Source organism: Chloroflexaceae bacterium (assembly GCA_025057155.1).
Taxonomy (GTDB): Bacteria; Chloroflexota; Chloroflexia; order Chloroflexales; family Chloroflexaceae; genus JACAEO01.
This window is the reverse complement of the sequence record JANWYD010000030.1, coordinates 1-19,136: the sequence shown is the minus strand read 5'-3', so window position 1 is coordinate 19,136 and position 19,136 is coordinate 1. Positions and strand designations below refer to the sequence as shown.

At 64.8% G+C, this 19,136-nt stretch carries 18 protein-coding genes; 9 read left to right on the top strand and 9 right to left on the bottom strand.

The features are described from left to right. Positions 1 to 99 precede the first annotated feature (99 nt). The 6 genes from tig (at position 100) to NZU74_19425 (ending at position 6,679) form a co-directional block, all read left to right on the top strand. Entirely contained in the window at positions 100 to 1,539 is a 1,440-nt protein-coding gene (gene tig, locus NZU74_19450; GenBank protein MCS6883510.1) for a trigger factor, read from the top strand. 307 nt (positions 1,540 to 1,846) lie between these two features. Further along, on the top strand, positions 1,847 to 2,494 hold the full coding sequence (locus tag NZU74_19445; protein MCS6883509.1) for an ATP-dependent Clp protease proteolytic subunit: 648 nt from the start codon (positions 1,847 to 1,849) through the stop codon (positions 2,492 to 2,494). A 77-nt stretch (positions 2,495 to 2,571) separates the two neighbouring features. Continuing rightward, positions 2,572 to 3,873, top strand: coding sequence for an ATP-dependent Clp protease ATP-binding subunit ClpX (clpX, locus tag NZU74_19440; GenBank protein ID MCS6883508.1), 1,302 nt, complete (start codon positions 2,572 to 2,574; stop codon positions 3,871 to 3,873). A gap of 328 nt (positions 3,874 to 4,201) precedes the next feature. Then, complete coding sequence (locus NZU74_19435; protein MCS6883507.1) at positions 4,202 to 4,939, top strand: response regulator transcription factor; 738 nt, start codon at positions 4,202 to 4,204, stop codon at positions 4,937 to 4,939. Positions 4,940 to 4,942: 3 nt separating this feature from the next. Next, entirely contained in the window at positions 4,943 to 5,572 is a 630-nt protein-coding gene (upp, locus tag NZU74_19430; GenBank protein ID MCS6883506.1) for a uracil phosphoribosyltransferase, read from the top strand. Positions 5,573 to 5,578: 6 nt separating this feature from the next. Further along, on the top strand, positions 5,579 to 6,679 hold the full coding sequence (locus NZU74_19425; GenBank protein MCS6883505.1) for an undecaprenyl/decaprenyl-phosphate alpha-N-acetylglucosaminyl 1-phosphate transferase: 1,101 nt from the start codon (positions 5,579 to 5,581) through the stop codon (positions 6,677 to 6,679). A 43-nt stretch (positions 6,680 to 6,722) separates the two neighbouring features. Here the strand turns inward: NZU74_19425 and NZU74_19420 are convergent, their stop codons facing one another. Then, entirely contained in the window at positions 6,723 to 7,910 is a 1,188-nt protein-coding gene (locus NZU74_19420; GenBank protein ID MCS6883504.1) for an amidohydrolase, read from the bottom strand. Positions 7,911 to 8,325: 415 nt separating this feature from the next. Here NZU74_19420 and fabF point away from each other — a divergent pair, with 415 nt between their 5' ends. From fabF to NZU74_19405, 3 genes are all read left to right on the top strand, one after another. Further along, positions 8,326 to 9,603, top strand: coding sequence for a beta-ketoacyl-ACP synthase II (gene fabF / locus NZU74_19415; GenBank protein MCS6883503.1), 1,278 nt, complete (start codon positions 8,326 to 8,328; stop codon positions 9,601 to 9,603). Between the two features lie 60 nt (positions 9,604 to 9,663). Continuing rightward, a complete protein-coding gene (rnc, locus tag NZU74_19410) occupies positions 9,664 to 10,380 on the top strand; it encodes a ribonuclease III (protein MCS6883502.1) in 717 nt (238 codons plus the stop codon). Between the two features lie 181 nt (positions 10,381 to 10,561). Then, positions 10,562 to 11,359, top strand: a complete 798-nt coding sequence (locus NZU74_19405; GenBank protein MCS6883501.1) for a hypothetical protein — start codon at positions 10,562 to 10,564, stop codon at positions 11,357 to 11,359. Positions 11,360 to 11,423: 64 nt separating this feature from the next. On the opposite strand, the gene NZU74_19400 is transcribed toward NZU74_19405, so the two are convergent. The 8 genes from NZU74_19400 to NZU74_19365 all read right to left on the bottom strand — a co-directional run. Beyond that, on the bottom strand, positions 11,424 to 11,852 hold the full coding sequence (locus tag NZU74_19400) for a MaoC family dehydratase (GenBank protein ID MCS6883500.1): 429 nt from the start codon (positions 11,850 to 11,852) through the stop codon (positions 11,424 to 11,426). Between the two features lie 288 nt (positions 11,853 to 12,140). Continuing rightward, entirely contained in the window at positions 12,141 to 12,968 is an 828-nt protein-coding gene (locus NZU74_19395; protein MCS6883499.1) for an alpha/beta hydrolase, read from the bottom strand. A gap of 75 nt (positions 12,969 to 13,043) precedes the next feature. Beyond that, complete coding sequence (pnp, locus tag NZU74_19390; protein ID MCS6883498.1) at positions 13,044 to 15,281, bottom strand: polyribonucleotide nucleotidyltransferase; 2,238 nt, start codon at positions 15,279 to 15,281, stop codon at positions 13,044 to 13,046. Between the two features lie 387 nt (positions 15,282 to 15,668). Beyond that, positions 15,669 to 15,938 carry a 30S ribosomal protein S15 gene (rpsO, locus tag NZU74_19385; GenBank protein ID MCS6883497.1) on the bottom strand — a complete coding sequence of 90 codons (270 nt, stop codon included), beginning with the start codon at positions 15,936 to 15,938 and terminating at the stop codon, positions 15,669 to 15,671. A 147-nt stretch (positions 15,939 to 16,085) separates the two neighbouring features. Further along, positions 16,086 to 16,967 (bottom strand): protoglobin domain-containing protein, encoded by an 882-nt coding sequence (locus tag NZU74_19380; protein MCS6883496.1) that lies wholly within the window; start codon positions 16,965 to 16,967, stop codon positions 16,086 to 16,088. 112 nt (positions 16,968 to 17,079) lie between these two features. Further along, on the bottom strand, positions 17,080 to 17,433 hold the full coding sequence (locus tag NZU74_19375; GenBank protein ID MCS6883495.1) for a DUF2249 domain-containing protein: 354 nt from the start codon (positions 17,431 to 17,433) through the stop codon (positions 17,080 to 17,082). Next, complete coding sequence (locus tag NZU74_19370; protein ID MCS6883494.1) at positions 17,420 to 18,646, bottom strand: hypothetical protein; 1,227 nt, start codon at positions 18,644 to 18,646, stop codon at positions 17,420 to 17,422. Before NZU74_19370 ends, NZU74_19375 begins: the two co-directional genes overlap by 14 nt. Positions 18,647 to 18,935: 289 nt before the next feature. After that, positions 18,936 to 19,136: DUF2905 domain-containing protein (locus NZU74_19365; GenBank protein ID MCS6883493.1), on the bottom strand; the 201-nt coding region annotated here is incomplete at its 5' end.

The following is a 19,136-nucleotide window of genomic DNA, read 5'->3' as shown; positions in this document are numbered from 1 at the left end:
GGCACAGATGGATTGCGGAGCCACGCCCGCGGCAATGGGAGGCACAGATGGATTGTGGAGCCACGCTTTAGCGTGGCTCCGCTTCAGGAGACCTTGAGTGTGAAGATCACCACGGAGAAGCTCCCCAGGAGCCTGATAGCATTGCAGATTGAGCTTGACAAGGATCGTCTGGAACGTGGCCTTGACCAGGCCGCGCGGCGCCTGTCGCAGAAGTACCCGGTGCACGGCTTCCGTCCGGGCAAGGTGCCCCGTTTCATTATTGAGCGGACCTTCGGGCGCCAGATGCTGATTGAAGAGGCGTCAGAGGACCTGATCAACAAAGCCTTCCGCGAGGCGCTCAAGCAGGAGAACATTGAGCCTGTCGGTCCACCCAGCCTCAAGGAGATTTCCTCCTCCGATCCTTTCATTTTTACGGTGCACGTGCCCGTGGCGCCCACCGTGGACGTGGGGGACTACCGCGCCATCCGCGTTCCTCTGGAGATTGAGCCCATCGCCGAGGAGACGGTGGATCGGGCCATGGAGATGATCCGCGAGCGCCACAAGGTGCTGAAAGAACTCGATAGTCCCCGCCCGGTACAGGAGGGCGACGAGATCCGCGTGCGCCTGGACACGATCATTGATGGCGCGCCGCTGGTCGAGCGCGCGGAAGGGGAAGCGGCCCCCGAGGAGACACTCGATGTGGTCAGGGGCCGGCTGGTGGAGGAGTTGTACGCTGGCCTCCTGGGGATGAACGTTGGCGAGACGAAGGAAATAACCGCCCGGCTGCCCGATGATCACCCGAACGAGCGGGTGCGCGGCAAGGAAGTGACCTTCAAGGTCGAAATCCTGCAGATCCAGGAACGCCTGCTGCCCGATTGGGAAGAATTGCCCACGCTCGAAAACTTCGACGGCACGCTGGAAGAATTGCGTGCCAGAACCCGCGCTGAACTCGAAGAAACTGCCCGCACCCAGGCCGAACAGAAAGTGCTGAACGCCTATCTTGAACACCTGGTTGCTCAGACCAGCTTCGATATCCCCGAAGTTATGATCCGTGACCAGGCCGAGGAAATGCTCGAACGGGAAGGGCGGCAGTACGCGCGCTACGGCGTCACCCTGGAGCAGGTGCTGGAGTATCGCGGCCAGACGCGTGACCAGGCCGTTGAGGCGTTACTGCCGCAGGCCGAACGCCAGTTGCAGCTCAATCTCGCCGCGCGCGAAGTGCTGCATCGCGAAGGGCTGGTGGTTTCCGACGCCGAGATTGAGAGCGAGATCGAGCGCATGGCCCTGGAGTATGCCGAAGATCAGCGCGAAAACGTTGCAAAGTTGATGCGCTCGAGTTTGCAACGCGAGATTGCCGGCCTGGTGCTTGATCGCAAGCTGCGCGAGCGCCTGGTGGCCATTGCGACTGGTACAGCGCCCGCGCCGGAAGCGCCAGCCACACCCGTGGCCCCGGCAGCGGCGGGCGAGTCGTCTGAGCCGGCGGCGGCGGAGGCTGTCGCCACTGAAGCGCCCGTGGCCGCCGAGTCGCCAGCGTCGGGGTCTGTAAGGTCCGCGGAATGATGGGCCGCTGGCGTCGAATTGCAGGGCAGGGAGAGGGGACGGCGAGACGGCTCTTTCAGAGGAGAGGTTCTATCTGCGACTGATTAGCGCCTTTCTGGCGTAAGCCTCGATCCCCTGCTCGCCGGTTCCGGCGGCTACGGCGCCAGAACCGGCGAACAACCGCCTCGGAAGGCAATATAGTCATTGCCAACTCCGCAACTGCGTGCGACCCTGCAATCAACTCCGAGCTTGTGCGCCTGCGCGGGAACGTCTGACTGCTGTATAATATTACATAATACAACGTTGATGCTAGATAGATGAGGAAACGATGAACTGGATTTCTCCAAAGGGTCCATCCTGGGAGCTTCCCCGGCCTGAGAGTTTAATCCCCATGGTGGTGGAAAGCACCAGTCGTGGCGAGCGCGCCTTTGATATTTATTCGCGCCTCCTCAAGGAGCGCATCGTCATCCTGGGCACCCCTATTGACGACCAGATTGCCAACCTTGTCGTCGCGCAGTTGCTGTTCCTGGCCAGTGAGGACCCGGACCGCGACATCTGGCTCTATATCAACAGTCCAGGCGGGTCGGTCACCGCGGGGCTGGCGATCTACGATACGATGCACCATATCCGCCCCCACGTGGCCACAGTATGCCTGGGCATGGCCGCGAGCATGGCGACGATCATTCTCGCCGGTGGAGAGAAAGGGAAGCGTTTCAGCCTGCCCAACTCGACGATCCATATGCATCCGGCCCTCGGCGGCTTCCGCGGCTCCGGCCCTGACGTCGAGATTCAGGCCCGCGAATTGCTCCGGCTCCAGAACCTGGGGCGCGAACTGCTGGCCCGTGACACCGGGCAACCTGTGGAGAAGATCGCCCGCGACTTCGACCGCGACGCCTTTATGACGCCGATCCAGGCCAAAGAATACGGTATCATTGACGAGATCCTGATGCCTGAGGAAATGGCCGAGAAGAAGTAACAGCAGGCTCGTGGAGCCGGGGCCTCGCTCGCAAGCACGGGCCTTCGCCCCGGCTCTCGACCATCGGAGATACTCCAATGACGCGTTCGCGCAATAGTGGTCGTGGCGCCTACGTCTGCTCATTCTGTGGCCGCGGTCAGGACGAGGTGCAGCGCCTTATCGCCGGACCGGGCACCGTCTTTATCTGCGATGAGTGTGTGGCCCTGTGCAGCGCAATCATCGCCGAAGAGACCGAGCAACAACTGGTGACGCCGCGCCGCAATACGCCGCCCGGCCCGACGCGCCTGCCCACTCCGCGCAAGTTGCGCGAAAAGCTCGATCAGTATGTGGTGGGTCAGGATCGGGCCAAGATCGTCCTCTCCGTGGCGGTGTATAACCACTATAAGCGCATCCGCGCCGGCGCCAAGATTGACGACGTCGAGATCAGCAAGAGCAATATCTTGCTCCTCGGCCCCACCGGCAGCGGCAAAACCCTCCTCGCGCAGACCCTGGCGCGCATCCTCGATGTGCCCTTCGCTATCGCCGACGCGACTGCGTTGACCGAAGCCGGGTACGTCGGCGAGGACGTCGAGAATATTCTGCTCCGCCTCATCCAGGCCGCCGACGGCGATGTCGAGCGGGCGCAGACGGGCATTATCTACATTGACGAAATTGATAAAATCGCCCGCAAAGCCGATAATCCCTCGATCACTCGCGATGTGTCCGGCGAGGGGGTGCAACAGGCTCTGCTGAAGATCCTGGAAGGCGGCGTGGCTCACGTGCCGCCCCTGCCCGGGCGCAAGCATCCTCAGCAGGAGTATATCGCCTTCGATACGACCAATGTGCTGTTTATCTGTGGCGGGGCCTTCGAGGGCATCGAGGAACTGATCGCCCGGCGCGTTCGCGGCAAGCACCTCCTGGGCTTTGGCAGCCAGAAGCCTAGCGCCAGCACGACCGATCATGCCCAGTTGCTCGCTCAGATCACCCCTGATGACCTGATGCGCTATGGCTTCATCCCCGAGTTCATCGGGCGCCTGCCCGTGATCGTCGGCCTTGAACCGTTGACCCATGAGGCCATGCTGCGCATCCTCACCGAACCGCGCAATGCGGTGATCAAACAGTACCAGAAGCTGCTCGCCCTCGACCACGTAGAACTGGAGTTCACCCCTGACGGGCTCGAGGCGATCGTCGAGCGCGCTATGCAGGCGAAGACGGGAGCGCGCGCCCTGCGCAGCATCGTCGAAGAGGTGTTGCTCGAAGTCATGTACGAGGTGCCGGCTCAGGAGCATATCGGCCGCTGTATCATCAACGCCGAAGTGGTCGCCGGACGTGGCCACCCCATCCTGGTGCCGCGCACCGAGCGCTCCGAGTACCGTCGCCGTCTGGATGAGGCAGTGTGAACCGGCAAGCTGTAGCTGTCGAAGCGTGTGGTGCGCTGACCGGCATTCCCGCGGCTTCTATGGTCGCAGATGCGTAAGATGATCTTTGAACATAACACCCACGCCCGGCGGCTATAGCCGCGGGCCAGGGGATGCGAAGCCCGCCTGCGCAGGCTGTAGCGGATTGAGTTCTCAAAGGCCATAGTAGTCTGTGAATAAAGTTGTTTGTTAACCCCCTGCCTCCTCCCCAACCCTCCCCCGCTGGAGGAGGGGGGCTGGGAAGGGGGGCGGAAATGCCAGGAAACTTAACTTCACAGACTAACTAATAGTTGCCGCCTGAACTGATGCCATGCCACTCTTCCGCCGTACATCTGACCGTATCGCTGAAGAGGCCCTCGCCCCCCGGCGCATCCTCATCGCCGACGATGATCCCTCGATTGCGAACCTCATTCAGGTCACGCTCAAAGATCCACGCTATGAACTGACCGCCGTGAGCAATGGTCTCGAGGCGCTCCAGGCCTTCGAGAAGCAGCCCTTCGATGTGGTGATTCTCGATGTCATGATGCCCTATGTAGATGGCTTCGAGGCCTGCCAGCGCATCCGCGAGCAGAGTGATGTGCCGATCATTATTCTTACCAGCCGTGATGGCACCGATGATGTTATTCACGGTTTTGAACTGGGCGCCGATGATTATATCGTCAAGCCATTCAAAACCGTCGAGTTGATGGCTCGCGTTGAAGCTATTCTGCGCCGAGTCGAGGGCTACAAGTCGCGGCGCGCGCCGCCGATTGTGCGCGTCGGTCCAATTGAAATCGACGCGCCCCGCCATCGCGTGACCGTGCGTGACCGTGAGGTGAATCTGACCCCCATGGAGTTTGAATTGCTCTACTTCCTCGCCGCGAACGCCGGGCAGGTCTTCCCCCGCGAGACGCTCTTCCGCGAGGTGTGGGGCTATGAGTACGTTGGCGAGACCAATCTGGTTGATGTGTGCGTGCGCCGCCTGCGCGAGAAGGTGGAACTGGAACCGTCGCGCCCGCAGTTGATTATTACCGTGCGCGGAGTGGGCTATAAGCTCTCGGAAGGGTGATCTATGGCGGGTCAGGTGCATGTGTCACGCCACCCGCTGGTGCAGCATAAACTGGCCCTGCTGCGCAGCAAGCTGACCGAACCGAAGAAGTTCCGCGAACTGGTGCGCGAGATTGCCCAGTTGCTCTTCTACGAGGCTTCTCAGGATCTGACCCTGGCCCCCCTGGCCGTCGAAACCCCCCTGGCTACAGCCCAGGGCTACGAAGTGGCCGAGCGGATCGGCGTTATTCCTATCCTCCGCGCCGGGCTGGGAATGTCCGAAGCGATTCTGGACATCCTGCCCACCATTCATGTCTGGCACCTGGGCATTTTTCGTGATCACGAGACCCTTCAGCCGGTGACCTACTACAATAAATTGCCCAAAGAGCCGGACATTGACCTGTCCATCGTAGTTGATCCCATGCTCGCGACTGGCGGGTCGGCGGTGGCAGCGGTCAACATTCTGAAAGCCTGGGGCTCGCGGCGGATCAAGTTCCTCGGCTTGATCGCCGCCCCCGAGGGAGTGCGCGCCCTGACCAGCGCCCATCCCGACGTGCCTATTCATCTGGCCGCCATTGACAGTCATCTCAACGAGCACGGGTATATCGTGCCCGGCCTGGGTGACGCCGGCGACCGGCAATTCGGCACCGGGTAGCCTTCTGTGCTTGCCATCGCCCTCGCCACCACGTTCGTGGTCGCCGCCGCAGTTACCGCCCTGACGACGCCGGCGCTCCTCCGCCTCAGCAACCGCGAGGGGTGGGTCGCCCACCCCGGCCCGCGTCACATTCATCAACACCCAACGCCCACCGTGGGCGGGGTGGCGATGATCGCCGGTTTCGCCGCCGCGTTGTTGCTCAGCTTCGCCCTCCAGCGACTCCACCCCGCTCTGAGCCGTTCCGGCTTTGAATACCTGCGGCTCGGACTACTGCTCACCGGCGCCAGTCTGGTGGCTCTTATCAGTCTAATTGACGACCTGCGCGACCTGCCCGCCCTGCCGCGCCTGCTGGTGCACGTGCTCGCCGCTCTGATCGCCGTCGGACCGTACCTGTGGGACCGGACGCTCTATCCCGACGCCCTGGGCGCGCCTACCGAAGCCCGGGGCATTATTCTGACCGCCTTTAACTTCCCCTTCGTGGACCAGATCCACCTCCACAACCTCAGCCCCTGGCTGGCGATTGGAGCGACAGTCCTGTGGATCGTCGGCATCCAGAACATGGTCAACTGGGCCGATGGGCTGGACGGGCTGGCAGCCGGCATCACCCTGATCGCCGCGATGATCCTGGCGCTGCATACGCTCAACCTCGATCCCCCGCAGTACACCGTAGCGATGTTGCCTCTGGCTCTGGCCGGGGCATGCGCCGGGTTCCTCCCCTTCAATGTGCATCCTGCCCGCACCTTCATGGGCGATGTCGGGGCGATGACCACTGGCTACATCCTGGCGGTGAGCGCGATCATCGGGGGGGCCAAACTGGCGACGGCCCTGCTGGTGCTGGGCGTGCCGCTGATTGATATGGCCTGGCTCATTCTCGTGCGGACGCTGCGGGGACGTGGCGCGGCGCGGGCCGGGCGCGATCACCTGCACCATCGGCTGCTGGCGCTGGGCCTTACCCAGCGGCAGGTGGTGCTGATCTACTACGGCTTGAGTCTCGCCTTCGGGTTGATCGCGTTGCTCGATGTTCCGCCAGCGGCCAAACTCCTGGCGCTGCTGGTGCTGGGAGTTCTGGTGCTCGGAGCGTTGCTCTATGCCGGATCGACCTGGTAGGCAACCCGGAGGATTGCCTACTACCGGGCCGGCTATGCAGAGGTTACAGCTTCACCCGACCACTGAGGAAGCGCGCCGCCGTCTCGGCAAGGATGGCCGCGCCTACGGGCAGGCAACGCTCGTCAATATCGAAAATCGGCGTATGGTGGGGACGCTCTACGCCATCATCAATGGCCGCGCCGAGCATCAGCATGGCGCCGGGAGCGCGCTGGCACATGTACGCGAAATCCTCGGCGCCGAGGCCGGCAGGGGAGTGATCCATGGCCGTATCGCCGAGGAAGTCGCGGGCCACCGCTTCCATCCACCCGGCGACCCGCTGGTCATTCCAGGAGGCGGGATAGCCGCGCTGAATGCTGAGGCGGTAATCGCCGCCCAGCCCTCGCGTGAGCGCGAAGGCCCGCTCCACCTCGGCGATCAGTTGTTCGCGCACCGCGGCGCTGTAGCTGCGCAAGGTGCCCCGGATCTCGACCTCGCTGGGAATCACGTTGGCGGCCTCGCCGCCGCGCACCACTCCCACGCTGAGAATGGCCGGCTCCACCGGGTCAAGCCGTCGCGCCCTGACGCCGTAGAGAGCGGAGAGCACCGGCAACAGCATAAACAGCGGGTCGCTGCCTTCGTGGGGATAGGCGCCATGGCCGCCGCTGCCGATCAGCACTCCGCGGAAATCATCCGCCGCCGCCGTGTTCCAGCCGCTGCGCACCGTGACCCGCCCCAGGGGCAGCATGGAGTCGACGTGCAGAGCGATAACAGCGTCCACTCCTTCCATCACCCCCTCCTCGACCATGCGCAGAGCGCCGCTCTTGCCTTCGCCATCGGCGGACTCTTCGGAGGGCTGAAAGAGAAAGCGCACGCGCCCGCGCAACTCGCCAGCGGCAAAGCGCTCACGCAGCAGGTGGGCGGCGCCCAGGAGGATCGCTGTGTGGGCATCATGACCGCAGGCGTGCATGACGCCGGGGATGGTCGAGACGAAACTGTGCCCGGTGGCCTCGTGGATCGGCAGCGCGTCCATATCGGCCCGTATCGCAATCCTAGGACCGTCGGCGTCGCCCAGGTCGGCAACCACGCCGGTTCTGGCGATGCCGGTACGCACAGCAATCCCGCCGATCTCCGCCAGGGTCTCGGCAACCAGGCTGGCGGTCCGCGTCTCGCGAAAACCCAGTTCGGGGTGGGCGTGAATGTTGCGGCGGAGGCGCACCAGTTCATCGGTGAGGGCGTGGGCGCGGTCCAGCATAGGCTGTGCTCCAGTGCCTGCGAGGGAACATGACAGAGTGACGCACGGTTGGCGCGGGGCATGCTTTGCGAGCCGGTATGCACCGCAAGTACGACGTACATTCGTAGGGTTCAGTATACCACTTGCGGGCGGGTGTTCTCAGGGGCGTGGGGACATAGTTTCGGTCACCGCTGACTGAATGTGGACTCACCGCCGAGGTCGCGGAGAGGTGCAGAGGATTGCCAGAAGCTCCTCCGCCGGACTCCCCTGTCGGGAAACTGAACAGGGGGAAGGGGAAATCCGGTTGGCCTGCACCTAAACCGGGAGGCGCCGCCGGACGCCCTTCGGCCAGCAGCGAACCGGATTCCACAGCTTCCGGGCGTGGTACAATACGGTAGTTTCGTGTGAGAAGACGATCTTGTTTGAGGAGAGGCGTATGGGGCGGCGGGTAGTAGTAACCGGGATGGGCGCCGTCAGCCCCCTCGGGTTGAGCGTGCCTGAGTTGTGGCAGGGCATCGTCGAGGCCCGCAGCGGAGTCGGGCCAATCACCCTGTTCGATGCCTCAGGCTTCGAGACCCGCTTCGCGGCTGAGGTCAAGGATTTCGATCCGACCCGGTACATGGACCGCAAGGAGGCCCGCCGCACTGATCGCTTCGTGCAGTTCGCCGTCGCCGCCACGCAGGAAGCGTTACGCACGTCAGAATTGCAGATCACTGCAGCCAATCGCAATGAGGTGGGGGTTTTTATCGCCAGCGGCATCGGCGGGATTACGACCCTGAGCGAGCAGTTCGACGTGCTGCGCGCTCGCGGACCGGGGCGGATCAGCCCCTTCCTGATACCCGCGATGATCACCAATCTGGCTGCCGGGCAGGTGTCAATCCTCACCGGGGCGCGGGGGCCGAGCTACTGTATCACTTCGGCATGCGCGTCCTCGGCGCACGCCATCGGCGAGGCCGCCGAGACGATTCGCCGCGGCTGGGCCAGGGCGATTATTGCTGGAGGCAGCGAGGCTAGCATCACCCCCATCGGGGTGGCCGGTTTCAATGCCATGCGCGCGCTCTCAACGGCCAACCATCACCCCGCCGCGGCTTCGCGCCCCTTTGACGCCGAGCGCGATGGCTTCGTGATGGGCGAAGGGGCCGCCGTCCTGATCCTCGAAGATCTTGAACACGCGCTGGAGCGGGGCGCGCGCGTTCTCGCCGAGATCACCGGCTACGCCGCCACGTCCGACGCCTACCACATCAGCAATCTTGCCGAAGACGGCGAGGGTATCGTGCGCGCCATCAGACTCGCGCTCCGGCGCGCCGGACTTCAGCCCGGCGATATCGGCTATATCAACGCCCATGCCACCGGCACCCCCGCTGGCGATCCGGTTGAAACCGCAGCGATCCGCCAGGTGTTCGGCGAGCGCGGCGTCGCCCCGCCAGTGAGTTCCAGCAAGTCGCAGTTCGGCCACCTGCTGGGCGCAGCCGGGGCCATCGAGGCCGTGGTCAGCGTGCTGGCGATGCAGCACGACGTGTTACCGCCGACAATCAATCTCCAGCGTCTCGATCCCGCCTGTGACCTTGACGTTGTGCCAAACCAGCCGCGCCCTGCCGCGGTGAAGGCGGTAATGAGCAATTCGTTCGGCTTCGGCGGGCACAACGTCTGCCTGGTGTTTCAACGTTTCGAGGAAGGCGCCCGGGGCCACCCGGTTGCCACAGAGACACGATAGATCGAAACCCCGTCGGGCAGGAACGGGCAGCCCTGGTTTTCCCTCTTCTCACGTCGGCATATGGCAAGCAACCTGGAAGAACTCATCGGTGTGCCATTCCACGATGTAACGCTCCTCCAGAGCGCCTTCGTGCATCGCTCATTTTTGCACGAACATCCCGAACGCATCCCCGGTCTGACCTCGAATGAACGGCTGGAGTTCCTGGGCGACGCCGTGTTGAACTTCATTACCGCCGCCTGGCTCTACGAACGTTTTCCCTCCTTCACCGAAGGCGAATTGACCGCCCTGCGGGCCGCGCTGGTGAAGGCCTCCACCCTGGCCGGGTTCGCCCGCAGCCTCAATCTGGGCCAGCATGTCCGCATCAGCCGGGGCGAGGACACCCCCGCGGCACGCAACCGAACCGCGCTGCTCGCCGATGTGTTTGAGGCGGTGCTGGGAGCGATCTACCTGGATCAAGGGCTTGAGGCGGTGCGAGACTTTCTCATGCCGTTCCTCGAGCGCCAGCTTGAGGTGGCCCTCAGTGGCCGCGATGTGGACCATCGCACCCGGCTCCAGGAAGTGGCCCAGGCACGCTTTGGTCAAACCCCGCGCTACCGTACCGTCAGGGTCGCCGGACCGGACCACGAGCGCGAGTTTACGCTCGCGGCGCTGCTTGGCGAGCACGTGCTCGGTGAGGGCTCCGGCCCCAGCAAACAGGCGGCCGCCCAGGCCGCCGCCAGGGCGGCCCTCGAACGCCTGGAAAGTGGATGGACGCCGCTTTCTGCGCAGACGTCGTGACGGCGGCGCGGAGAGGCGGTCTGCTTCAGGAGAAGCCTGGCCGGACGCCTCCCGGCAACTCGCCTTCCTACCCTGAGGATACGCGAACGCTTCGCGTCCGCGACGCGCCAGCGGTTGGAGTAAGGAAGGGGAAAGCAGATTTCCCCGCGCCCCGGCTCAGGGAAAGCACAGATTAGCAGCTATGCCAATTGAAATCCGTCCAATCCAGAGCTACGGCGAATACCTGGCATGCGAGGAGTTGCAGCGCGAAGTCTGGGGCGCGTTTGGTGCGGTGCCCTACCATATGCTGCTCACGGCGCAGCGCAACGGCGGGCTGGTGCTGGGGGCCTTTGACCATGACGCTCCCGGCGCGCCGCTGGTGGGCTTCGTGTTTGGCTTCCTGGGCCGCGACGCCGCCGGGCGGCTCAAGCACGCCTCGCATATGGCCGCCGTGCGTCCGGCGTACCGTGACGCGGGCATTGGCGAGCGCCTCAAATGGGCCCAGCGCGAGCACGTGCTGGCCCAGGGCCTCGACCTGATCACCTGGACCTTTGACCCCCTGATTGCGCGCAATGCCAGGCTGAACCTGCACAAACTCGGCGGCCTCTGTCGGACTTACATCCGCAACATCTACGGCCCCGAGCCTGAGGACCCCCAGGGCGAATTGCCCAGCGACCGCTTTCTAGTGGAGTGGTGGATCCGCTCAGAGCGGGTGGCTGCGCGCGCCAGCGGCGCCCGGCCCGATGATGATCTGCGCAGCCAGGCGCCGCTGATCAACCCCGATCCGCTCGAACCTTCGCTTGAGCCGGAGGGCGAGCGCTTTCTGCTTCAGATCCCTGCCGACATTGACGCCCTGCGCGCTACCAATTTGCCAGTAGCCCGAGCCTGGCGCTACCAGGTGCGGGCCTGCGCCGAAGCCGCCTTCGCCGCAGGCTACGTGGTCACCGACTTTGCGCCCGCGGGGACGGCGGGGCTGTACCTGTTTGAACGGCAGCCGTAATGAGACAGCGTCCTGGCGAAGGGCGGCAAATCTGAACACGCACCCCGACCCTTCTCCGCTTATATCACGGATCGGCGTCGGCAATGCGGCACTGGTCGCAGTAGACCAGCGACTCCCCTTCGACGACCACTACGCCGTCCTGGTTGGTGATGGTAGTGGATAGCGTCACGATCGGCTTATCCTCGCGCAAAGCGGTCACCTCCACGGCGGTGGTTACGGTATCGCCGATATAGATCGGCTTGCGGAAGTTAAGCGTCTGCTTGAGGTAGATCGTGCCGGGGCCGGGCAGGCGCATGCCAAGGACGGCGGAGATCAGCCCGGCGGCGAGCATGCCGTGGGCAATACGTCGCCCGAAGCGCGACTCGCGGGCGGATAGTTCATCAATGTGCACGGAGTTTTGATCACCGGTGATGGCGGCAAAGAGCACAACGTCGGCCTCGGTGACTGTCTTGCGCATACTGGCGCGCTGGCCGACGCGAAGCACACGATCCATGGTTTGCTCCTGCTGTGGCGCCAAAGAAATTGGAGAGTTGCCTCTATATCCTATGCGGTGCGGTTACACCCTAATACTCTGTGAACGAAGTTTTTCGGCCACTCCGCCCGCTCCCCAACCCTCCCCCGCTGGGGGAGGAAGTCCGGCTCCTCCCTCCAACGGGGGGAGTTTGGGAGGGGGGCAGAAATGCAAGGAAGCCTCATTCAGAGACTACCAGGGGTGAAGAAGAAGTTTCCTGGGAAGGCAACGCCCTCCCAGACCCTCCGGAAGGGGGCATCCGCACGGGCCTCAGGGCAGGCCAGCGGCCCACTCCAGGACGGCGGCGGCGACATCGGCGGGGCGTTCCATCGGCGCCATATGGCCGGCGTCAAGCTCGATCAGGCGGGCGTGGGGCAGGCGCTGCTGGAACTCGCGCCAGGAGCGGTCAATGATCAGGTCGGAGTGCCTGCCTCGCAGGAGCAGCAAGGGGACGCGCAGGCGGCCGAGAGCGTTCCAGGTGTCCACGGGGATGAGCGAGAAGATATGGGCCTCCCAGGCGCGGGGCCAGGCCAGGGTCAGCCCGCCGTCGGGCGCGGGGCGAAGGGCGCCCTCCAGGTAACCTTCGAGGGCCTCGGGGGTAAAGTTGGCGAAGACGCCGCGACCCCGAAAGCGGGCGCGGGCCTCGTCGCGGCTGGCGAAACGGTCGCGCCGTCGCGCGGCGCCACGGGCAATGGGGAAGCGCCGGTGCAACCCGAGCCGGCGACCGGCCCAGAGCAGGGGCAGGAGATGGCGGGGAAAGATCACCGGGTCGAGCAAGGCGACCCCGCGAAACAGGTCGGGCCGGTGCACGGCGCAGTAGAGGGTGAGGATGCCGCCGAGGGAATGGCCAACGCCGATCAGCGGGCCATTGGCGACCCGTCGCAGATCATCGAGCATATCGCGAGCCAGGTCGCGCCAGGCGCGCACGTCGGGCGGGGCGCTGCCGGCCCAGAGGGGCCGCGGGCGATAGCCAAGGACGTGGTAGTGCGGGGTCAGGCAGGCTGCCAATGGGCGGTACGTTTCAGGCGGAAAGCCATTCGCCGGCGCCAGGTGCATCAGCGGGCCGGCGCCGCCAAAGTCGAGGTAGTGAGGATGCATAGGCCCATTGTTGACTGGCAGGGCCGAAGGATTGGCGCAGCCAATCCTTCGGCCTTACTGGAGCGCGACCCGACCTCAGCGTCCCTCGTCGCGCCGGCGCGGACGGGGACGATCGCCGCCATCGCGCGAGGGGCCGCCCCGCTCGGAGCGCGAGCCGCCGCTGCGAGGGGCGGCGCCGGCGGCCTTGCGATCCTCCGGGGTCTCGCCGGTGAGCACGGCGCGGCGGCTCAGGCTGATCTTGCCGGTAGCGGGATCGATGTCTATCACCATAACATTGATCTCATCGCCCAGTTGCACCACATCTTCGACATTCTCCACCCGCTGTTCGGCCAGCTCACTCACGTGCACCATGCCGTCCTTGCCGGGAAGGATGTTGACGAAGGCGCCAAAGGGCTTGATGCTCACTACCCGGCCCAGGAAGATATCGCCGACCTTGGCCTCGCGGGTCAGCGCCTCGACCATAGCCACGGCCTGCCTGGCGGCCTCGCCATCGGCGGTGGTGATAAAGACGCGGCCATCGTCCTCCACGTCCACCTGCGCGCCGGTGGCGTCCACGATGCCACGGATCGTCTTGCCGCCCGGTCCGATAAGGGTGCCGATCTTGTCCACCGGGATCTGCAAAGTGATGATGCGCGGGGCGTAGATGGACAGCTCCTTGCGCGGCGCGCTGATCACCTGGTTCATCTTCTCGAGGATGAACAGGCGCCCCGCGCGGGCCTGGGCGAACGCCTCACGCATAATCTCGAAGGTGACTCCGGTGGTCTTGATATCCATTTGCAGCCCGGTTACGCCCCTGGCGGTGCCGGCGACCTTAAAGTCCATGTCGCCGAGGGCATCCTCGATGCCCTGGATGTCGGTCAGGATGCGGTACTGGCCGTTCTCGCCGGTGATGAGGCCCATGGCCACGCCGGCCACAGCGGCGCGGATGGGCACGCCGGCATCCATAAGGCTCAACGAGGAGCCGCAGACCGAGGCCATTGAAGACGAGCCATTCGAGGAGAGCACCTCGGAGACCAGGCGCATGGTATAAGGGAACTCCTCCTGCGGCGGCAGCACGGCGTAAAGCGAGCGTTCGGCAAGCGCGCCGTGGCCGATGTCGCGGCGGCGCGGCGCGCCAAGGCGGCGCACTTCGCCAGTGGAGAAGGGCGGGAAGTTGTAGTGATGGATGTAGCGCTTGGTCGTTTCGATGCCCAGATCGTCGAGGCGCTGCTCTTCGCCGGGGGCGCCCAGGGTGGTGATGGTCAGCACCTGGGTCTGCCCGCGGGTGAAGAGGGCCGAGCCGTGAACACGGGGGATGATGCCAACTTCGACGCTGATGGGGCGGATCTCATCAGGGGCGCGACCGTCCACGCGGATGCCTTCCTCGAGAATAGCTCGCCGCACCTCCTCCTTGAGCAGGTTCTCGAAGACCTTGCCCACCTCCTTGCTGCGAGCGGGGATCTCCTCCTCCGGCTCATCGGCGATGAAGTGGGCGATCGTCTCCTCCTTGAGCGCATTGGTGCGCGCCTCACGCTCCTGCTTCACCGGGCTGCGCACAGCATCGCGGAGCCGGTGGCCCAGCCATGCGCTGACAGCGTCTTGCAGCGACGTGTCGGTGACGGGGGGCGTAAACTCGCGCTTGGGTTTGCCGCAGAGACGCACCAGCTCCTCCTGCAATTCGCAGAGCTGGCGGCAGACGGCGTGACCCTCCTGCACAGCGCGCAGCATATCTTCTTCGGAGAGTTCGTTGGCGCCGGCCTCGACCATCAGCACGGCGTCCTTCGTACCGGCGACCATCAGGTCGAGCGCGCTGCGGGGCATATCGGCCATCGAGGGATTCACCACCAGTTGCCCATCGATCATCCCCATCTGCACTCCGCCGACGGGGCCGAGGAAGGGAATGTCGCTGATGGCCAGGGCCGCCGACGCGCCAATTATCGCCAGCGGGCTGGGGTCGTTCACCATGTCGATGGAGAACGTGGTAACAATCACCTGCACTTCGTTAGTATAGCCCCTGGGGAAGAGCGGGCGCAACGGGCGATCGGTGAGACGGGAGATGAGGATGGCAGTGGTGGTCGGTCGGCTCTCGCGTTTGAAGAAGTTGCCGGGGATCTTCCCGGCGGCGTACATCTTTTCCTCATAATCTACGGTCAGGGGAAAGAAATCCGTTCCTTCCCGCACTTCCTTGGAGGCGACGACGGTGGCAAGCACCATCGTATCGCCATAGCGCACGGTCACCGCCCCATCGGCCTGTTCGGCGAACCTGCCGGCCTCCAGCGTAAGGGTGCGGCCGGCAATCTCGGCGCTGACCGAGAAGATCTGTCGTTCTGTCATAGATGTGTGTTACCCTCCTGCACTGAGAAACTATCTCAAAACCTCTGCGAGGAGGAGCGCCGTCTCCTCAATCTCGCGCACAAGCCGGAGACTTGCACTCCTGGCCGTTCCCGGATGGGCGAGGCGTGGGGAAACAGGGTTTCCCCACGCAGCAGCCGCGCGTTTTGAGATAGGTTTTTCCTGCCGCGGCGGAGATTTCCGCGCGCGGCGCCCAATAGCTGCTCCCGAGGAGGAGGGTTCGGCACTGGAGCCTGTGAACGGACCAACGGCCCCTGCACACGCTCCAATCCCGAACATCCTCCATCGGGAAAACAACACGGGAGTGCCGGCGCTGCATCTATGCCGGAACCCCCGTGGCGTTCACAATCGAACCATCGCTTCAACCGCCTAGCGGCGCAGACCGAGACGATCGATCAGGACGCGATAACGCTCCTTGTCGCGAGTCTGCAAATAATTGAGCAAACGACGACGACGACCAACCAGTTTTAGCAGACCGCGACGCGAGTGATGATCGTGAATGTGAATCCGTAGATGCTCGATCAGTTGATTGATCCGTTCCGTAAGCAGCGCCACCTGCACTTCTGGCGAGCCGGTATCACTGCCGTGAACCTGGTAATCGCCGATAATGTGCTGCTTTTCGTCCTTTTCAAGCGCCATCCATTCCTCCCGGATAATCGCGAACGGGCCTGGCGCAGCCCGCCGTTCTGTGCTTTCTCGGTTACATAATTATAGCATATCTTGAGGATGGATGAGGACGGTCAGGGATGTAGGGCAATCCTGAGGATTGCCCTCAGGATTGCCTTCTTACCGTCCAGGGGGAAACACCGCCACCTCATCGCCGGCCTGGACGGGGGCGGCAAAGCCGCCGTGGTAGCGCACCTCCCGGCCATTGTGCAGAATGCGCCAGCCGGGGCGGGGCACGTATGCGGGAACAACCTCCACCCAGAGCGCATCGCTCCTGTCTTCGGCGCGCCAGACGCGCTCGAGCGCCTCGGCGCGGGCCTGAGGGAAGTAGTTGAACACTTTGCGCGCCACGTCGCCGATACAGGCTCCGGGAGCGACCAGCACCTCAATCTCCTGGGTTCCCAGCAGCGGGCGCAGGCGCCCGAAAACCGTGCAGCGCACCGCCAGCGCACCGTTCCGCAGTTCCTGGGCGGCGCGGTAGCCGAGCAGCATCTGGTTGAGTTGCACGCTGAGATATTTGCTCCAGGCCGCCATAGCGTTGCCGATCACTTCCGCCGAAAGGTCCTCGTGCGCCAGAGTGTTGGCGAAGGCGGCCTGCACCAGGCCGATCGAGGCGGTGACATAGTCGGGCGGGGTGTGAATGTGCCGCGCGCCATGGCCGGCATGGGCCTTCCCGGCGTAGAAGAGGTATGCGGCAAACTCGTCGCTGGTATCCAGGCCGATTGTTCGGGCCAGCCAGAGGGTGAAAAAGCGCCGGCGCTCTTCCAGGTGCTTTTCGTCAATATGGTGTTCCCAGCCCAGGATGGCCGCGGTTTCGGGGACACGGGCCAGATGATCGTACACGTCAACCACCAGCCGGTGCGCCTGTTTGAGCAGCGCCGCGCTGGTGCGCGCCGCTGCGGCCCGGTCGCGCGCATTCCATCCCACGAAACGGAGCAACCGGCGCCAGGCTTCCTCCGGTTCGGGCATGAGCTCGCGAAGTTCAAGATCGGGCGCATCCATGCCTGCACCTCCAGGCAGACAAACTCATCTTCCGGGTCCGGGTGCAGGGAGAAATCCAGTTTCCCCGCACCCCTCCGGCCTGCCACATGCATATGCTCGACGGCGGCAGCTTTCACTGCTGGCCCGGCCGGCCAACGCGCACGGCGTACCGCTCGGGGCCGGCCTCCTCGTAGTCCCAGCTCCAGGCGACCCCGAAGGTCTCGCAGAGGAGCAGGTGCAGGTGGCGCGGGTCGTGATCATTGATAAACACGAAGCTCTCGCCAGGTTGCAGCGCCGCCGCAGCCGCGTAGACCTGCGCGCGGCGCATCGAGCAGGGCAAGCCGCGCACATCGAGCGCCTGCTCGCGCGCCGCCGAGGCTGTGACGCGCAGTGCCGCGTCGTCATCCGTTGCGGAAGCGTGGTCCGCATCTGGAACCAGTTGCGCGTGGGGGTTGTCAGCCCTGAGCCTGTTGTCACGTCCTGCCATCCTGCACCTCCTTGATGATGCGACCATCGTCGGGGTTTCGCGCCGTGGCCGGGTCGATCCCTGCCGTGGAAGGCGGAAAGACCGGCGTTTCACTGGGCGAGGCGCTATGTTTCGGCTGCCGGCGCGCCCGGAGCGCGCTGGCAAGGGTTAGCAGGAGAAAGAGCGCGATGGCCAGCGCGTTGAGCATCCCGCCCCAGCGGCGGAGGTCGAGGCGCAACGTCAGGTCGCCGGCAACGCGCAGGAGCAGCGACAGGTGGAGCGCCACGAGGGGCAGGTAGCTCCAGCGATTGAAGGCCAGAGGGATCTGCAACAGGGCGGGAATAATGATCGGCGCGTGGCCGAAGATCATGGCGAAGACGAAGCCGACGAACACGGCGTGCAGCAGGGCGTCGTATACCGGCCCCGCGTAGACCGCGCCTGCGCTCAGGGCGATGCCCCCCGCGACCGCCAGCCAGACGCTCCCCGAGAGGATGCACACGGCGGTGAAGCGGGGCAACCCCGCTCGCCGAACGGTACGCCGGGCGATGTCAAACGCCAGCAGCCAGAGTCCGAGAATGACAAAACCGGCGCCGCTGAGCCGTGCACCAGCCCCGTAAGCGATCGGGGTCGCTCCCAGGCCGAGCAGCAACGTGGCAACGCCGAGGACGAAGATCCGCAGCGCCCGCGCCGGAAGCTGCCGCAGGCGTCCCAGTTCGAGCCGTTCGCCGAGGATCGTTAGCACGAGAAAGCCGGCCCACCAGAAGGAGGCCACCGCCAGGGGCCGGCCAACCAGCCAGAGGAGATTCCCAACCAGCCAGGCCGCCGCGCCCAGGGCCATGGTGACGACAAAGCGGGCCGGCTGGCGCCGGACGAGCACGGCGAAGACCAGCAGCAGGCCCAGGCTGCCAGCGGTGATAAGCAGGGCGCCCAGACTGGCCGGCAGGCCGGCCAGCAGCCCCAGGCCGCCAGCCATGGCGAGGAGCGGGCCGCTGAAGGCCCAGGGCCGCCCCAGGGCCACGGCCCGTTCCAGACCGATCACCGTCCCCAGCATCCCGCAGACGAAGAGCGGGCCGTGCAGGGCCGCCAGGTCAGAGCGAGGCGTCGGCAACGCCCAGCCCAGTCGCAGCAAGCCGCCCCAGATGGCGCCGAGCAGCAGCGCCAGCACGCCTGCCGCCAGAAGCGCGCGGACCAGCAGGGCGCGCCGGCTGAGCGATGCGGATGCGGGCATGGTCATTCGGAGCCTCCAGGTACGTTCGCGTATCTACAGGGCAGCGTTGGGCATAGCGTACCCGGTTCTGGCGGTCATGCCTGCGACATTTGTCACAGATGATGGCGCTTTCCATTCCGACGGGGCAAGCGGCCAGCAGGCGTTCTCGTCACCCTGCCCGATGGGAGGCGACGAGTTGACCCGTGGCTGGCTAGAGGGGTGGGGGGGAAACCGGGTTACCCCAACCCCAGCCGGGGGCGGGGGCCGGGCAGGAGAGCCGGACCCGCCCCATGCAAAAGGTGGGGGTGGGAGGCGCCTAGCGCCAGAAGCGCCCGATCAGGTTCGCCAGGAGGGTCAGCACCAGACTGATGAGGAGCATGGTTCCGAGGGGGATGTAGACGGTAAGGCCCGGGCGCTCGATCACAATGTCGCCCGGCAGGCGCCCCAGCCAGGGCACGCGCCCCAGGAGCAGGAACAGCAACCCCAGCCCCACCAGGGCCACGCCGATGCCGATCAA

What these genes read in the sequence shown, in the direction of transcription:
- rpsO (MCS6883497.1), bottom strand. Translation starts at nt 15,938, where the DNA reads ATGGCGCTTGAAAAGGACGAAAAGCAGCACATTATCGGCGATTACCAG.
- NZU74_19445 (MCS6883509.1), top strand. Translation starts at nt 1,847, where the DNA reads ATGAACTGGATTTCTCCAAAGGGTCCATCCTGGGAGCTTCCCCGGCCT.
- NZU74_19400 (MCS6883500.1), bottom strand. Translation starts at nt 11,852, where the DNA reads ATGGATCGTGTGCTTCGCGTCGGCCAGCGCGCCAGTATGCGCAAGACA.
- NZU74_19380 (MCS6883496.1), bottom strand. Translation starts at nt 16,967, where the DNA reads ATGGATGCGCCCGATCTTGAACTTCGCGAGCTCATGCCCGAACCGGAG.
- NZU74_19370 (MCS6883494.1), bottom strand. Translation starts at nt 18,646, where the DNA reads ATGACCATGCCCGCATCCGCATCGCTCAGCCGGCGCGCCCTGCTGGTC.
- NZU74_19395 (MCS6883499.1), bottom strand. Translation starts at nt 12,968, where the DNA reads ATGCATCCTCACTACCTCGACTTTGGCGGCGCCGGCCCGCTGATGCAC.
- NZU74_19375 (MCS6883495.1), bottom strand. Translation starts at nt 17,433, where the DNA reads ATGGCAGGACGTGACAACAGGCTCAGGGCTGACAACCCCCACGCGCAA.
- clpX (MCS6883508.1), top strand. Translation starts at nt 2,572, where the DNA reads ATGACGCGTTCGCGCAATAGTGGTCGTGGCGCCTACGTCTGCTCATTC.
- NZU74_19405 (MCS6883501.1), top strand. Translation starts at nt 10,562, where the DNA reads ATGCCAATTGAAATCCGTCCAATCCAGAGCTACGGCGAATACCTGGCA.
- upp (MCS6883506.1), top strand. Translation starts at nt 4,943, where the DNA reads ATGGCGGGTCAGGTGCATGTGTCACGCCACCCGCTGGTGCAGCATAAA.
- pnp (MCS6883498.1), bottom strand. Translation starts at nt 15,281, where the DNA reads ATGACAGAACGACAGATCTTCTCGGTCAGCGCCGAGATTGCCGGCCGC.
- NZU74_19420 (MCS6883504.1), bottom strand. Translation starts at nt 7,910, where the DNA reads ATGCTGGACCGCGCCCACGCCCTCACCGATGAACTGGTGCGCCTCCGC.
- fabF (MCS6883503.1), top strand. Translation starts at nt 8,326, where the DNA reads ATGGGGCGGCGGGTAGTAGTAACCGGGATGGGCGCCGTCAGCCCCCTC.
- NZU74_19435 (MCS6883507.1), top strand. Translation starts at nt 4,202, where the DNA reads ATGCCACTCTTCCGCCGTACATCTGACCGTATCGCTGAAGAGGCCCTC.
- rnc (MCS6883502.1), top strand. Translation starts at nt 9,664, where the DNA reads ATGGCAAGCAACCTGGAAGAACTCATCGGTGTGCCATTCCACGATGTA.